General features: G+C 47.6%; 14 protein-coding genes. 13 read left to right on the plus strand and 1 reads right to left on the minus strand.

The window, feature by feature from the left end; all coding sequences use genetic code 11:
- A partial coding sequence (locus tag L4C42_RS07210; RefSeq protein ID WP_429759926.1) for a hypothetical protein occupies window positions 1-246 on the plus strand: 246 nt, incomplete at its 5' end.
- A 535-nt stretch (window positions 247-781) separates the two neighbouring features.
- On the opposite strand, the gene L4C42_RS07215 is transcribed toward L4C42_RS07210, so the two are convergent.
- On the minus strand, window positions 782-3,430 hold the full coding sequence (locus L4C42_RS07215; RefSeq protein WP_429759928.1) for a penicillin-binding protein 1A: 2,649 nt from the start codon (window positions 3,428-3,430) through the stop codon (window positions 782-784).
- Between the two features lie 146 nt (window positions 3,431-3,576).
- On the opposite strand from L4C42_RS07215, the gene pilM reads away from it, so the two are divergent.
- From pilM to trpS, 12 genes are all read left to right on the plus strand, one after another.
- Window positions 3,577-4,554, plus strand: a complete 978-nt coding sequence (pilM, locus tag L4C42_RS07220) for a pilus assembly protein PilM (RefSeq protein ID WP_418641920.1) — start codon at window positions 3,577-3,579, stop codon at window positions 4,552-4,554.
- Between the two features lies 1 nt (window position 4,555).
- On the plus strand, window positions 4,556-5,146 hold the full coding sequence (locus L4C42_RS07225; RefSeq protein ID WP_353497715.1) for a PilN domain-containing protein: 591 nt from the start codon (window positions 4,556-4,558) through the stop codon (window positions 5,144-5,146).
- Window positions 5,146-5,730, plus strand: coding sequence for a type IV pilus inner membrane component PilO (locus tag L4C42_RS07230; RefSeq protein ID WP_353497716.1), 585 nt, complete (start codon window positions 5,146-5,148; stop codon window positions 5,728-5,730). Before L4C42_RS07225 ends, L4C42_RS07230 begins: the two co-directional genes overlap by 1 nt.
- Window positions 5,720-6,226, plus strand: a complete 507-nt coding sequence (locus tag L4C42_RS07235) for a pilus assembly protein PilP (RefSeq protein WP_429759931.1) — start codon at window positions 5,720-5,722, stop codon at window positions 6,224-6,226. The genes L4C42_RS07230 and L4C42_RS07235 overlap by 11 nt, the downstream gene beginning before the upstream one ends.
- The gene (locus tag L4C42_RS07240) at window positions 6,226-7,962 is read left to right on the plus strand and encodes a type IV pilus secretin PilQ (protein WP_418642314.1); all 1,737 of its coding nucleotides are present in this window, start codon (window positions 6,226-6,228) and stop codon (window positions 7,960-7,962) included. Before L4C42_RS07235 ends, L4C42_RS07240 begins: the two co-directional genes overlap by 1 nt.
- Before the next feature lie 185 nt (window positions 7,963-8,147).
- Complete coding sequence (gene aroK, locus L4C42_RS07245; RefSeq protein WP_353497718.1) at window positions 8,148-8,666, plus strand: shikimate kinase AroK; 519 nt, start codon at window positions 8,148-8,150, stop codon at window positions 8,664-8,666.
- 30 nt (window positions 8,667-8,696) lie between these two features.
- Window positions 8,697-9,782, plus strand: a complete 1,086-nt coding sequence (gene aroB / locus L4C42_RS07250) for a 3-dehydroquinate synthase (protein WP_429759933.1) — start codon at window positions 8,697-8,699, stop codon at window positions 9,780-9,782.
- Window positions 9,783-9,886: 104 nt separating this feature from the next.
- Entirely contained in the window at window positions 9,887-11,380 is a 1,494-nt protein-coding gene (locus tag L4C42_RS07255) for an AAA family ATPase (RefSeq protein WP_353497720.1), read from the plus strand.
- Between the two features lie 158 nt (window positions 11,381-11,538).
- The gene (locus L4C42_RS07260; protein WP_353497721.1) at window positions 11,539-12,363 is read left to right on the plus strand and encodes a Dam family site-specific DNA-(adenine-N6)-methyltransferase; all 825 of its coding nucleotides are present in this window, start codon (window positions 11,539-11,541) and stop codon (window positions 12,361-12,363) included.
- A 104-nt stretch (window positions 12,364-12,467) separates the two neighbouring features.
- The gene (rpe, locus tag L4C42_RS07265) at window positions 12,468-13,145 is read left to right on the plus strand and encodes a ribulose-phosphate 3-epimerase (RefSeq protein ID WP_252012666.1); all 678 of its coding nucleotides are present in this window, start codon (window positions 12,468-12,470) and stop codon (window positions 13,143-13,145) included.
- A gap of 12 nt (window positions 13,146-13,157) precedes the next feature.
- Window positions 13,158-13,838 carry a phosphoglycolate phosphatase gene (locus tag L4C42_RS07270; protein ID WP_429760066.1) on the plus strand — a complete coding sequence of 227 codons (681 nt, stop codon included), beginning with the start codon at window positions 13,158-13,160 and terminating at the stop codon, window positions 13,836-13,838.
- A 157-nt stretch (window positions 13,839-13,995) separates the two neighbouring features.
- Window positions 13,996-15,012 carry a tryptophan--tRNA ligase gene (gene trpS / locus L4C42_RS07275; protein ID WP_353497722.1) on the plus strand — a complete coding sequence of 339 codons (1,017 nt, stop codon included), beginning with the start codon at window positions 13,996-13,998 and terminating at the stop codon, window positions 15,010-15,012.
- The last annotated feature ends 33 nt before the right edge of the window (window positions 15,013-15,045 follow it).

A 15,045-nucleotide genomic window follows, 5' to 3' on the forward strand; every position in this document is an offset into this window, starting at 1 on the left:
AAGTCTCCTCGACCATTCCCCAATCAATTACCTCCGCTGGAATACCCTAGCGAACATGAAGTCAGAAAGGTGAAATGTGGCGGCTATATTAAACTTAACGGGCAAGCCATTTACGTCACGAGAAGACTATTAGGTGAGTACGTTAGTTTGGAATATATCGACAATCGATGTTGGTTGCTTCGATTTGGAGAAATGAGATTAGGGATTGTAGATGAAGTTGTTGGAAAAGTAATTCGGCCAACATAGGGTGTTACCTATGTGGCCGGTTTAAAGTGTTACCTATGTGACCATCAGTACAGCTTGGTGCGCGCTTTGAGAAGACCCCTGCCTGCGCAGGGGTGACGGCTGTTTTAGTGGTGAAGATAGCTTTGAGTATGCGCTCTCACAACTCACGTCATTCCTGCGTAGGCAGGAATCTACTTAAGGCCTGGTGCGCGCTTTGAGAAGACCCCTGCCTGCGCAGGGGTGACGGCTGTTTTAGTGGTGAAGATAGCTTTGAGTATGCGCTCTCACAACTCACGTCATTCCTGCGTAGGCAGAAATCTAATTGAGGCTTGATACGCACTTTGAGAAGACCCCTGTTTGCACAGGGGGGACGGCTGTTTAAGTGGTGAAGATAGCTTTGAGTATGCGCTCTCACAACTCACGTCATTCCTGCGTAGGCAGGAATCTACTTAAGGCCTGGTGCGCGCTTTGAGAAGACCCCTGCCTTCGCAGGGGTGACGGTTGCTTTAGGGGTGACGACTTATTTTAGTGTTCTATAGCAAATGAAAGAGCGTCATTAGAATAGACTCTCACCACCAGACTCATCACTAGAGTACAAGGTATCCGTTAGACTTTCCTGTACGTACTCAGTCGGCTCAGTCCCAATCTTGAAGTATTCAAACATGGTCGAACCATCGGTCTTATTGGTGAGAAGACCCGAGTCACGGTCGATACGCACGCGAGTGATATCGTTTGGTACCTGCTTGCCGACTACATCGTGACCTTCAAGCGCCATGCCCATAAAGCCCACCCATGCAGGTTGAGCCGTTTTTGCACCTGCCTCAGCACCGGTGATTTGATCCTTACCTAAGTTCGCATTTGCCGTTGTGCGGCCAAGCTTTCTTTGGTGGTCATCGAAACCAACCCAAGCGGTTGCGACGATACCTGGACCATAACCGTTATACCACGCGTCTTTCGAGTCGTTTGTGGTGCCCGTTTTTCCGCCCACATCGCGGCGCTTAAGCTTTTGAGCGCGCCAACCAGTACCGTTCCAACCAGTGCCTTCACGCCAGTTACCACCGCCCCAAACGTTGCTGTAGAGCATTTCACGCGTTAGGAACGCGGTTTGCTCTGAAATCACTTTTGGTGCATAGCGCGGCTCGTCGGTTTCCGTTAGGTCTTCTTCGTTAAATTGCGCGATGTCCAGTGGCTCAATCTCAGAGGCATTGGTTGCTTCTTCAATGCTCGGCGCTGCGCCTTCTGTTGCTGCCTTGGTAAACTCAGGAGCTTGCATATCCGGACAGTTCTGATGACACACCACTTTCGGGTTTGCTTCAAACTCAACTTTGCCGAATGGGTCTTCCACTTTACTGATGTAGAATGGTTCTACATAGTATCCACCGTTAGCGAACACAGAGAAGCCTTGTGCCATTTGAACGGGCGTCAAACTGCCAGCACCAAGAGCAATCGTCTCAGAGCGAGGTAGCTTAGACTTATCAAAACCAAATCGAGTTAGGTAATCACGAGTCTCATCCAGACCTACTTCACGCAGTACACGAACCGCCATAACGTTCTTTGATTGCGCTAGACCGATACGCAGACGTGTTGGGCCTGTGTAAGTTGGAGGCGAGTTTTTAGGGCGCCAAGCGGTGCCTGCACTCTTATCCCACTTATTGATAGGCGCATCGTTCACAAGACTTGCCAGCGTCATATCTTTATCCAGTGCGGCAGCGTAGATAAACGGCTTAATGCTCGAACCTACTTGTCGTACCGATTGTGTTGCGCGGTTAAACTTACTGTGTACGAAGTTAAAACCACCCACGAGAGACAGCACTGCGCCGTTTTCTGGGTTGATAGCAACAAACGCCGTATTGGCATTAGGCACTTGGCTTAGACGCCACGTGATAGCCATTGGCTCAGGTACTTGGTCATCTTCCGTTTGCGCTTCTTTTTCTTCAGGAGACACATCTGGAGTGATATCGAGATCCGCGGCGCGAACCCAAACTTGTTCACCCACGGCCACGATATCGCTCGGTGCTTTTGGTGCTGCACCTTGACGATCATCGGTACGGAACTTACGTGCCCAGTTCATGTTTTCCCAGCTGATAGTTTGTTCACCATAGCTTTTTACATAAACCGTAGCGGATTTATCGGCCACTTTAGTGACCACCGCAGGACGAAGCTCACCATAGGTTGGCTGGCGACGAAGGTGCTTGGCAATCTCTTCGCCAGTCATTGCGGTTTGACCTGCTTTCCACAGCACTTTTTCAGCGCCGCGGTAACCGTGTCGCTCGTCGTAGTTTAGAAGGTTTTTAATTGCCGCGATGTGACCTGCTTTTTGCAGTTTCGAGTCAATCGTGGTGGTGATTCGCATGCCTGATTCGTACGCTTCTTCACCGTAGCGGCTCACCATCCAAGCGCGAGCAATCTCTGCGACATATGGAGCGCTTAGCTCGATCTCAGCGCCATGGTATTGAGAGATAATTGGCTCCGCACGCGCTTCATCAAATTCAGCTTGAGTGATGTATTTTTCAGACAACATGCGTGAAAGCACGACATTACGACGCTGGGTCGCACGTTCAACAGAGTAGATAGGGTTCATGGTCGATGGTGCTTTAGGAAGACCGGCCAATACCGCAATCTCACTCAAAGTAAGTTCATCAAGGTTACGACCGAAGTACGCCTGTGCTGCCGCGCCAAAACCGTATGAGCGGTAGCCCAAGAAGATTTTGTTAACGTAGAGCTCCATGATTTCTTGTTTGCTAAGAAGTTGCTCGATGTGTACGGCGATGAAAATCTCTTTCACCTTACGCATGATTTTCTTCTCGTTCGACAAGAAGAAGTTACGAGCTAGCTGCTGGGTGATGGTACTTGCACCTTGTGAAGCACTACCGGACGCGATAACGGCCACTGCCGCACGGGTAATACCGATTGGGTCAAAACCAAAGTGGTCGTAATAGCGGCTATCTTCTGTCGCAATGAGAGCTTCGATAAGTTCTTGTGGGATCTCATCGTAAGATACTGGAATTCTGCGTTTTTCGCCGAATTGTGCGATCAGCTTCCCATCTTGGCTGAACACCTGCATCGGTGTTTGTAGTTGGACGTCTTTAAGAGTGGCGACATCAGGTAGCTCAGGTTTTACGTAGTAGTAAAACCCAAAAATTGTACCGACTCCAAGGAGTATGCAAATGAATGCAAGAACCAACAGTCTCTTTATGAACTTCACCGAGAATTTCCTAATTAATTGGGGTTACGAGTAGGTAATTACTTGTAGGCTAGGACAAAAATATACCTATAGGGTTAATTAACGCTTATTTGAGCGTCGATCTCAACCTTTTCACGTTGTTTATGTATTTGTTGAGGTTATTTTTCATGGCAAGAAAATGGATCACCGGGATAGATATTGGTCATCACAGTGCCAAAGCTGTTGTCTTGGTTTGTAATGGTACAGATATCTCCTTGGTTAACCATCTGGAGCTTAAAGGATGTGATGCTATTTTCTCCGATCCCCACGCCCTTAAACATCAAGATAGTGTTAAGAAACTTAAAATTCTGCGAAAGATTGCGCCGTTATTTCGCAATAGTGCCGCTATTGTGCTGCCAGAAAGTGCAGTGATCAGCAAAGTCGTCACACTTGAGGCGGGTCTTGAAGGGCAGGAGCAGGAGCTTGCCATTGAGCAAGCGATGAATCATCAGACGCCGTACCCAATGGATGACATTGCTTTGGACTTTATTAAAGAAACCGAAGAGGACAATGTTGCGGTAGAGGCGTATCGAGTGCATGTGACCAAACAATCTATCGTCGATAGCTGGTCTCAAGTGATCACCAAGCTTGGTTTTCGTCCTAAGTTGCTGGACACCAACAATGGAGCACTGCGCGGCGTCCAGAGCTGGGTTTGCGCTCACACACCATCGTTGGCAAATCATGCGGTGCTGGATCTTGGCTGCGTACAAGCGACACTACTTCCACCGCCGGCGCTTTCTCCAGAGTTGGCCAAATCATGGGTACTGGAACCTATCCCCGAACTACAAAATCGTGCAGAAAGTCAGTTCAAGTCGCTATCTGAAGTGGTGTTTGAGTCTGTTGCTGGGCGGGTTGCTTCTCAACTGCAATTGTATCGTTCGGTGGCCGGGAAAGAGGCTATTGATGGTGTCATTTTGATGGGAGGACACGCGCAGCAAGAGGGCGTGATCGATCGCGTCACTAAGGCCTTGTCCTGTCCAATAGCTTGCATTGATCTTCAGCGATTATCGACAAGTAAGACCAAGTCGGGCCAACCTTTGTCACCATGCTATGCCTCTGCGGTCGGGGCGGCAATCAATGGTCTGAATTGGCTAAAGAGACATTGATATGAAGATAATCAACCTATTGCCTTGGCGAGAAGCCAAGCGTAAGAAGCATCAACAGCGCTTTATCGCGATGCTTGTTGCGGCGCTGCTTCTTGGTTATTCGACGTCACATCTATTAAATCTGAAGCTGACAAGTGAGGTCAGTGTTCAACAACAGCGGGTTGCTTATCTGCAAGGTGAAATTGATGACTATCGACGTCAAATCCGTGCATTGTCATCGACCAAAAGTGAGCAGCAGTCTCTAGAAGCCCGCCTTGACTACGTTGATGGGCTGCAGCAGCAGCGCAATAAGACAACAGCGGTAATGAATTTGCTGCCGACTCTTATTCCTTCGCAAGTCTATGTAGACAAGATCCGTATGCAAGGTGAGCAATTTAAGGTCAGTGGCATTGGAGAAAGTACCGCTTTCCTCGCTCAAATGCTGGATAGATTTGAACAATCGACGATGGTCAATAACGTAGTGCTGCACTCTATCGTTCATGACCGCGAGCGCTTTGGCGCTAAATATCAAGCGTTTGAGCTGTCGTTTGCTATTGATGGTGCAGCGCTACTTGCCAATCCAGCCAAGCAGCCGCAAACAGGAGTGAACTAATGTCACTCGACCTTGAACTTGATGAATTGAGCAGTTGGCCGTTGATTCCACAGCTTGTCGTGGTCGGTATTGTGTTTGTGATGGCGGCACTGGTCAGTGGATGGCTTTCGGTGAAGCCCAGCCTTGAAGACCTCGATTACTACAAACAACAAGAAACTCAACTGAAGCAAGAGCTGCAGGTTGTCGCTCGCAAGGCCGCTATGTTGCCTGTGATGTCAGCGCATCTTAGCGATCTTTCTGACCATTACGACAGGCTTTTGCGTCAATTGCCTGCTCAGCAAGAGCTAGCAAGCTTGCTCGCAGACATCAACGAGCAAGGCCTCAACAATCATCTTACCTTCACTCGTATCAATTGGGGTAAGCGTCAGCCGCAGAAGTTTTTATTAAAGCTTCCTTTAGATATCGAGCTGACCGGAAGTTATGACGATATCGGCCGTTACGCTCAGGCAATTGCTGAGCTGCCTCGCATTGTACTGATCGAAAATGCTGAATGGCAGAGAGTCAGTTTGGAAAGCAGCACTCTGCACTTTCGTGTCAATGCCACTACCTACCAGTTTATTGCGGAGGCTGAAGGTGAAAAATAGCACTCTAGCTATATTGATAACTTTAGGTTTATTTGGTTGCAACGCCAATCAAGAATCATTGCAACAGTTTGTTTTAAATGCAGAATCGAGTTCTGAGCCGCAAAAAATGGCGGCGAGATTGATTCAGTCTTCTGAGGTAGTACTCTTCCAAGAGTCGAGCAGTCAATCGCCTTTCGGTTTGCCGAAAATGGCAACCCAGCAGAGTCCTAAACGCGGGCAGAGCTGTTGGCAACCGAAGACCAGAACCAAACAAGGATTAGAGCTCTATCGAATTAGCGAACTACAGGTCAAAGGGATCATGAGTAAAAACGGCAAGATGACCGGCTTGGTGATGCTGCCCAATCGACGTGTAGTGAAAGTGGAAGAGGGGCATTTTCTTGGCGAGAACAACGGTCAAATAAAACAAATAACCGAAAATGCGCTGATTGTAGGCGAGACCTTGTCCGATGGATTGGGATGCTGGTACCAAAGGCAAATAAAGCTGGCATTGAAGTAATGGAGAAACACGTGCAACGTTTAGTGGTGCAGGGCATCAATTTTCTTATCTGTGGTCTTGCATTGAGCATTGGCTTGCTGACAAGTGGCGAACTTGCGGCTAATGAAATTACCAACGTTTCATTTCAACTCAACGAGCAGCGTCAGGGGGTATTGACGGTTACTCTGTCCGAGCAGGACAGCGCTGTTGATGTCAGTGGCAGCGACAATGGTCTGAACATTATGCTTCGGCAAACGAAAGTGACGCCTGAGCATTTGTCTATTTATGATGTCACCGATTTTGCCACACCCGTCACCACCATCGAACTTTTTGATGAGTCGCCTGATGTGCGTTTAGTCGTGAGAACCAAACAAACGGTTGATTATCAATACGTGGTAGCGGATAACCAGCTTCGCGTTACGTTTGTTGAGCTTAGCCAAGCTCGCGCTGACGAGAAGGCATTGGAGTCGCGCAACAAAGGTCAGCTTACCTCGATCAATTTTCAAGATATGCCAGTTCGTAACGTGCTGCAGTTACTTGCTGAGTACAATGATTTTAACTTAGTTGTCTCAGATACGGTGCAAGGCAATTTGACGCTGCGTCTTGATAGTGTGCCGTGGACAGATGTACTTGATATTATTCTGCGCGTTAAAGGCCTTGATAAACGAGTCAAAGGGGATGTCGTGCTGGTGGCGCCAAAGGCAGAACTTGACCGACAGGAAAAGCTTGAGCTAGAGCGTCATCAACTGACTGAAAAAATTGGTAAGTTGGCGTCAGAAATCGTCAAGATTAATTACGCCAAAGCCTCTGAAATGGCCGCCATGGTCGGTGGAAATGAGACCCTCAGCATGCTATCTGAGCGCGGCTCTGTGACGGTCGATGAGCGCACCAATTCACTATTGCTTCGCGATCTTCCTGACAATATAGAAGTCATTAAAAGCATTATTGCTGAGCTCGATATCCCCGTAAAACAGGTTCAAATTGAAGCACGAGTGGTGACGATTAGAGAAGGTAACATTGAAGAACTGGGGATCCGCTGGGGAGTGAGTTCATCCAATGGCACCACGACTGTTGGCGGCTCTATTGAAAGCAATCTTGTTGCCGCAGGTAGTGGCGAAAAACTTGAGATAGATGATTTTTTGAACGTCAATTTGCCAGCGCTATCTGATAATGCATCAAGTATTGCGTTTCAAGTGGCGAGTCTTGGTACCAATACCTTGCTCGACCTTGAGCTTTCAGCACTACAAAACGAATCAAAAGCAGAAATTATCTCTAGCCCAAGGTTGATCACCACCAATAAGAAGTCGGCGTATATTGAGCAAGGGACAGAGATCCCGTATCTCAAATCTACCTCAAGTGGCGCCACTGCTGTGGAGTTTAAAAAAGCGGTGCTCTCGCTGACTGTTACGCCGCAAATTACCCCGGATAACCGGTTAATACTTGACCTCGATGTTACCCAAGATCAAGTGGGGGAAATACTGAAAACACTAGAGGGAGAAACGGTCGCCATTGACACTCAGCGTATCGGTACTCAGGTTCTCGTGAATAACGGTGAGACTGTGGTGCTTGGTGGAATTTACCAACACACCTTTTCCAATAAAATCGATAAAGTGCCACTTTTAGGTGATATTCCAGGCTTGGGCGCATTATTTCGACGAACCTATGAAAATATCGGTAAGAGTGAGCTACTAATCTTTGTGACTCCGAAGATTATTACCCCAACACCAGTACTCACAGATCTTGGTAACCCTTTGTAAAATGGTCATTAATTGAAAAGGATTAAAAATAAAGTTGCATTAAAGCCACCTTGCCTTGATAATTTCGGGTCTTATCACGACTTATCTGTGAGGAATCGGTGCCACAAGCCCTTTTTTCCGAGGTTCCTTTTCGGTCTTTTCTTGTGGCGATGTCATTGAATTAACGTTGTAAATTAATGCTGAACATGGCTGAGAAACGTAATATTTTTCTTGTTGGCCCTATGGGTGCCGGCAAAAGTACAATCGGTAGACACCTAGCTCAACAACTTCATATGGAATTTGTTGATTCTGATACTGTAATTGAAGAGCGCACTGGCGCAGACATCGCATGGGTGTTTGACGTTGAAGGTGAAGACGGTTTCCGCGCGCGCGAAGAAACCGTTATTAACGATCTAACCGAGCAGCAAGGTATTGTACTTGCTACTGGCGGTGGTTCTGTGAAGAGCAAAGACAACCGTAACCGCTTGTCGGCTCGTGGTATCGTTGTTTATCTAGAAACCACTATCGAAAAACAACTTGCTCGCACTAATCGCGACAAGAAGCGTCCATTACTTCAAACGGATAACCCACGCGAAGTACTAGAAAGCCTAGCGGACGAGCGTAATGATCTTTACAAAGAAGTGGCGGACTATGTGGTTCGTACTGACGATCAAAGTGCAAAAGTGGTAGCCAACCAAATCGTAAAAATGCTAGAAGAAGGTTAATCGAAACCTTTTTCATTAGGAGAGCAAACCATGGAACGGATTACGGTCGAGCTTGGTGAGCGCAGCTACCCAATTTCAATTGGTGCCGGGTTATTTAATGACTCGGCTCAATTTTCCCAAATTCCCGACGGAAAAACAGTCGTGGTGATCACCAACACCACTGTATCCCCTCTTTATGCTCAGGTGATTCTTAAACAGTTGGAAAGCAAAGGTTGCAAAACCTCATTGCTTGAACTGCCTGATGGTGAGCAATACAAAACTCTTGATACCTTTAACACGGTTCAAACCCATCTGCTCTCGGGCAACTACGGTCGCGATGTCGTTGTAGTCGCACTGGGTGGTGGCGTGATTGGCGATCTTGTCGGCTTTTCGGCAGCTTGCTATCAGCGCGGTGTTGATTTTGTGCAGATCCCAACCACTTTGTTATCGCAAGTGGACTCATCGGTTGGTGGTAAAACAGCGGTTAACCATGAGCTGGGTAAAAACATGATCGGTGCTTTTTATCAGCCTCAAGCGGTAATCATCGATACCAACTGTTTGCGTACGTTACCTGAACGTGAGTTTGCAGCGGGTATGGCCGAAGTGATCAAGTATGGCATCATCTATGATGAGTCGTTCTTTGAGTGGCTAGAGGAAAACCTCGACAAACTCTATGCTCTTGACCAGCAAGCGTTAACCTATGCGATTGCGCGATGCTGTCAGATCAAAGCTGAAGTGGTTGCTCAAGATGAGAAAGAGTCGGGTATTCGTGCGTTATTGAATCTAGGTCATACATTTGGTCATGCTATCGAAGCGGAACTAGGGTATGGTAAATGGCTACATGGAGAGGCTGTGTCTTCTGGCACTGCGATGGCGGCTCATACCGCTCAACTGCTAGGTGATATCACGCCGCAGCAAGTCACTCGTATTATTGCTTTGCTAAAGCGAGCGAAACTGCCCGTACATACGCCTGAGTCAATGAGCTTTGATGATTTCATCAAGCACATGATGCGCGACAAAAAGGTGTTATCGGGTAAGTTGCGTTTGGTGTTGCCGACCTCTATCGGCAGCGCGCAAGTGGTCTCTGATGTACCAAGTGATCTGATTGAGCAAGCGATTGATTTATGTCGCAAGTAGCCAATACTTAACGATAGAGAGTTGAGGTTAGGCGACATCCGCGAATAGAATAAGAGGCTCCAGTTGGAGCCTTTTTTAGTTTGGATTGGTGGTAGAAAACCGGGATGAGTTTGTCCTATGAATTGCGAGTGCTAGAACTCGATTCACAAACCCAGTTGCTTGAAAGAATGCAGCTGTTGACGCAATTTGCTTCAAACTTTGTGGTCGTCAAAGGTGAGGCGGGAGCTGGAAAAACCTGGCTTGCTCATCGCTATCTAGAAGCGTGGTCGTATGACAAAAACCAGTCGTTAGTGACCTGCCTGCCTAACCAGGAGGATGAGGTCAATCGCGGTAATATTCTCAGGCAGCTGTTTCCACATCAAATGTACAGCACCACCGATTCACTCAATGACAGTATCGAGCGTATTTTAGATGGTGAAGCGTGTAACATCGTTATTGTGGTCGATAACGCCCACCATGCGTCTCAAGCACTATTGGCTGAACTCTGGCTGCTTTATAGCGCTGCGCTTTCCACACCTAAGCAAAACATCAGCGTGGTGTTGTTTACCGCGAGTGATTCAGTATCGACTAAGCTTGCAAGATTAAGTCATGGACTGGATATCAAGCCGGTTGAGTTGGATATTGATGAATTACCAGAGGCTGAGGCTGAGCGTTTTTTTGAGAGTTTGGTTCTACGCTATCTCGATGAAAGCGTTGAAAAAAGAATCAAAAGCGCGTTTACTAATATCAGACCGCTTCCGGGAGAAATTTTGGCGCTAGGAGAGCACAAAGTGGAAAAGAAAGTGATTATTCGTTCATTGGTGGGCTCGCCCGCGAAGATTGCCGTCACCGTTGCCGTTATTCTGTTGCTGCTGTTCTTAGGCTATCGCTGGTTACTGCAAGCTCCAAAACCGAGTGTTGCACCAGTCGAGATGGCGAGTGAACAAACCGTGATCCCGACTTTAGAGCAGCCAGTGGATGCTGCAAGTGAAGAGCAAGCGCAAAAAGCCAATCAAGAGATGCCATCAAACTTGACCGCCACGGATGATTCCGAGGCATTGCCACCGGTGGTGACGTCAGAAACGGCTAGTGTGGGCGTCGCGGAGACTGGTGAGCGTGTCGTGATCACCTCTGATGTGGTTGATGCTTTACTAGAAGATAAGACCGACATTGCCGCGCAGCAAGCTAAAGAAATCCAGCAAGCGGTGGATAGTGCAAAAAACACGAGTAATATTCAGCCAGTGGCTATTGAGCCTCCACCAGAGGTGGTGATTGATGATGGTGTGACAGAAGCGCTTCAAACGCCTATTACATTCTCGTTTGCGAGAGACCAGCTGAATGCATTAGCCTCGAACAGCTACACGCTACAGATTGCGGCGATGACAGAGCTAGAAGATGTGCAGCTATTTTTGAACCAGCATAGTTTTGATAAGCCGGTGCGCATTTATCCGACTCTGCGTGGCGAGGAAAAGTGGTATATCGTCACTTACGATAATTACGCAACGATTCAGCAAGCGCGAGATGCGGCGGAGAAGCTCCCAGCAGAGCTACAGTCGCTTGGTCCATGGCCAAAAGCGTTGAGCCAAGTGAAGCGTGAAATTGCTCGCTGGACTGAATAAGCTTTCGAGCTAGTCGACTGTGAGCTAGTTAACGGCGACTCAGTCAACATTTACACCAAGCGCTGTTGACCTTTCTACCAGAAAGGTCAACATAACAATTTGAATTATGATATATTCCCCAGCCTTAATTTTTGGGGTGGCAGTAATTAGAGCAAGTAATGAAGAAGCAACGTGCCTTTCTTAAGTGGGCTGGTGGAAAATATGGCTTGGTTGAAGACATTCAAAAGCATTTACCAGACGCTAGAAAACTGGTAGAACCCTTTGTTGGTGCAGGCTCTGTTTTTCTTAATACGGATTATGAGCAATACCTGCTCGCCGATATTAACCCTGATCTTATCAATCTTTACAACCTACTCAAGACGCAGCCAGAGCAATACATTGCTGAGGCGAAACGTCTATTTACCGCAGAGCACAATCGTAAAGAAGTCTATCTCGATATTCGCGCTCAGTTTAACCAAACCGACGACATCATGTTTCGTTCGGTAGCGTTCTTGTACATGAACCGTTTTGGGTTTAACGGCTTATGTCGTTACAACAAAAAGGGGGGCTTTAACGTGCCGTTTGGCTCCTACAAAAAGCCATACTTCCCTGAGAACGAAATGGAGTTTTTTGCAGAGAAAGCGAAGAAAGCAACATTTGTCTGTGAGGGTTACCCTGAGACATTTAAGCGCGCTCGCAAAGGCAGCGTGATTTACTGCGATCCTCCGTACGCTCCGCTTTCCAACACCGCCAATTTTACCTCTTATGCAGGTAATGGTTTTACCTTGGACGATCAGGCTGCGCTTGCCGATGTGGCTGAACATGCGGCTTTTGACCGTGGTATTCCTGTACTGATCTCTAACCACGACACCACGCTGACGCGACGCCTGTATCACGGAGCCCAGCTTAATGTGGTTAAAGTGAAGCGAACCATTAGCCGCAATGGCGCCGGTCGCAATAAAGTCGATGAATTGTTGGCATTATTTGAACCGCGAGATCAATAACTCCTAGCCAAGGGCTAGGATTTACCCCCTTGCTTCGGTAGAATTGCGCGCACTGTTACTGTTATGTAAAGACTCGCTTGCAATCCATTTCACTGAGGTTAGGTATGAAAGACTTTCTTATTGCTCCATCCATTCTCTCTGCAGACTTTGCTCGTTTGGGTGAGGATGTCGAAAAAGTACTCGCTGCGGGTGCTGACGTCGTTCACTTCGATGTGATGGATAATCACTATGTGCCTAACCTAACGTTCGGTGCACCAATCTGTAAAGCGCTGCGCGACTACGGCATCACTGCTCCAATTGATGTTCACTTAATGGTGAAACCTGTCGACAGCATCGTACCTGACTTTGCCAAAGCAGGCGCAAGCATGATCACTTTCCACGTTGAAGCGTCTGAGCACGTTGATCGCACGCTTCAGCTCATCAAAGAGCACGGCTGTCAGGCGGGTGTGGTACTAAACCCTGCAACGCCGCTTTCTTGCCTTGATTACATCATGGACAAGGTTGATCTGATTCTACTAATGTCGGTTAACCCTGGTTTTGGCGGTCAATCGTTCATCCCTTCAACGCTAGATAAGCTGCGCGAAGTTCGTAAGCGTATCGATGCGTCTGGTCGTAACATTCGCCTTGAGATTGATGGCGGCGTGAAAGTCGACAACATTCGCGAAATTGCTGAAGCGGGTGCGGACATGTTTGTTGCGGGTAGCGCTATCTTCAATCGTCCAGATTACAAAGAGGTGATTGATGAGATGCGTGCTGAACTTGCTAAAGTAGAAAGTAAGTAACGGGCAGTCATGATGAGCACAATTAAACTGGTTGTATTCGATCTCGATGGTACTCTGCTTGATAGCGTGCCAGATTTAGCGCTTGCCGCTGACCAAGCTGTTCAAGAACTTGGTTACCCAGCAGTAACCGAAGAGCAAGTTCGCGATTATGTTGGCAATGGTGCTGATATCTTGATTGGTCGCTCGCTAAGCCAGAGCATCAATGTCGATCCGAGCTTGTCACCTGAGCTGCTCGCGAAAGCGCGAGTTCTATTTGATGACTTTTACAAAGCGAGTGGTCACAAACTTAGCCACCTTTATCCAGCGGTGCATCAAACGCTGGATACCTTGGTTGCCAACGGTATCACTGTCGCTCTGCTTACCAACAAACCATCAAAGTTTGTTCCAGAGCTACTAGAACAGCACAAGCTGGATAAGTACTTCAAGCACGTGTTGGGTGGTGATGCGTTTGAAAAGCGCAAGCCAGATCCTATTGCTCTGCACTGGTTGATGGAACAAGAACAAGTCTCTGCGGAGCAGGTACTGATGGTTGGCGATTCAAAGAATGACATTCTTGCGGCGCGCAACGCGGGCTGTCAGGCGTTTGGTTTGACTTATGGTTACAACCATGGCGAGCCGATTGCCAATGCCAAGCCAGATTTTGTCGCTGATATTGTGTCGGATGTGCTAAAAGCGGTCGGTATCGACGCTTAACTTCCTCAATATGCCGTGAAGCCAGTGTCTTTTATCCCCTAGTTATAAAACACTGGCAAAATACTCGCCAATGAGTACACTGCTAAAACCGCGTTAAAAGAACGCGGTTTTTCATTCTCCTAAATTATCTCGTCAAGAAGTCAAAGGAATCATAATCATGAGCAAACCCATTGTATTAAGTGGTGTTCAGCCGTCAGGTGAACTAAGTATCGGTAACTACTTGGGTGCTCTACGTCAATGGCAACAAATGCAAGACGACTATGACTGCCAGTACTGCGTTGTTGACCTTCATGCCATCACGGTTCGCCAAGATCCAAAAGCGCTGCATGAGGCAACTCTAGACGCACTAGCAATCTGCCTTGCGGTTGGTGTTGATCCAAAGAAGAGCACGCTATTTGTTCAGTCACACGTACCAGAGCATGCTCAACTTGGTTGGCTTCTTAACTGTTACACCCAAATGGGTGAACTGAATCGTATGACTCAGTTTAAAGACAAATCTCAGCGTTACGCTAACGATGTTAACGTGGGTCTATACGACTACCCTGTATTGATGGCTGCGGATATCCTGCTATACGGTGCACACCAAGTGCCAGTAGGTAGTGACCAGAAGCAGCACCTAGAGCTAGCGCGTGATATCGCGACTCGCTTTAACAACATCTACAGCCCTGAATCGCCAATCTTTGAAGTGCCAGAGCCTTACATTCCGACTGTGAATGCGCGCGTAATGAGCCTGCAAGATGCGACTAAGAAGATGTCTAAATCGGACGATAACCGTAAAAACGTTATCACGCTGCTAGAAGAGCCAAAGTCGATTCTTAAGAAGATTAACAAGGCGCAAACAGACACTGAGACGCCGCCGCGCATTGCTCACGATTGGGATAACAAAGCGGGTATCTCTAACCTAATGGGTCTGTACTCTGCGGCAACTGGTAAAACGTTTGAAGAGATTGAAGCGCAATACGCAGGCGTTGAAATGTATGGTCCATTTAAGAAAGATGTCGGTGAAGCACTGGTAGCCATGCTTGAGCCAATCCAATCTGAGTACCGTCGTATTCGTGAAGATCGTGCTTACATGGATGAAGTGATGCGCCAAGGTGCTGATAAGGCATCTGCTCGCGCAGCAGAGATGCTAGCGAAGGCGTACAAAGCGGTAGGTTTTGTAGCTCGCCCATAACATCATCATTGCAGAAACAAAAAAACCACCCCA

Origin of the sequence: Vibrio wakamikoensis (genome assembly GCF_050337275.1) — a bacterium.
GTDB lineage: Bacteria > Pseudomonadota > Gammaproteobacteria > Enterobacterales > Vibrionaceae > Vibrio > Vibrio chaetopteri.

Excerpts from the sequence above, each read along its gene's own strand:
- L4C42_RS07255 (WP_353497720.1), top strand. The coding sequence starts at position 9,887 with ATGAGTTTGTCCTATGAATTGCGAGTGCTAGAACTCGATTCACAAACC.
- trpS (WP_353497722.1), top strand. The coding sequence starts at position 13,996 with ATGAGCAAACCCATTGTATTAAGTGGTGTTCAGCCGTCAGGTGAACTA.
- aroB (WP_429759933.1), top strand. The coding sequence starts at position 8,697 with ATGGAACGGATTACGGTCGAGCTTGGTGAGCGCAGCTACCCAATTTCA.
- rpe (WP_252012666.1), top strand. The coding sequence starts at position 12,468 with ATGAAAGACTTTCTTATTGCTCCATCCATTCTCTCTGCAGACTTTGCT.
- L4C42_RS07260 (WP_353497721.1), top strand. The coding sequence starts at position 11,539 with ATGAAGAAGCAACGTGCCTTTCTTAAGTGGGCTGGTGGAAAATATGGC.
- L4C42_RS07230 (WP_353497716.1), top strand. The coding sequence starts at position 5,146 with ATGTCACTCGACCTTGAACTTGATGAATTGAGCAGTTGGCCGTTGATT.
- L4C42_RS07225 (WP_353497715.1), top strand. The coding sequence starts at position 4,556 with ATGAAGATAATCAACCTATTGCCTTGGCGAGAAGCCAAGCGTAAGAAG.
- L4C42_RS07240 (WP_418642314.1), top strand. The coding sequence starts at position 6,226 with ATGGAGAAACACGTGCAACGTTTAGTGGTGCAGGGCATCAATTTTCTT.
- pilM (WP_418641920.1), top strand. The coding sequence starts at position 3,577 with ATGGCAAGAAAATGGATCACCGGGATAGATATTGGTCATCACAGTGCC.
- aroK (WP_353497718.1), top strand. The coding sequence starts at position 8,148 with ATGGCTGAGAAACGTAATATTTTTCTTGTTGGCCCTATGGGTGCCGGC.
- L4C42_RS07270 (WP_429760066.1), top strand. The coding sequence starts at position 13,158 with ATGAGCACAATTAAACTGGTTGTATTCGATCTCGATGGTACTCTGCTT.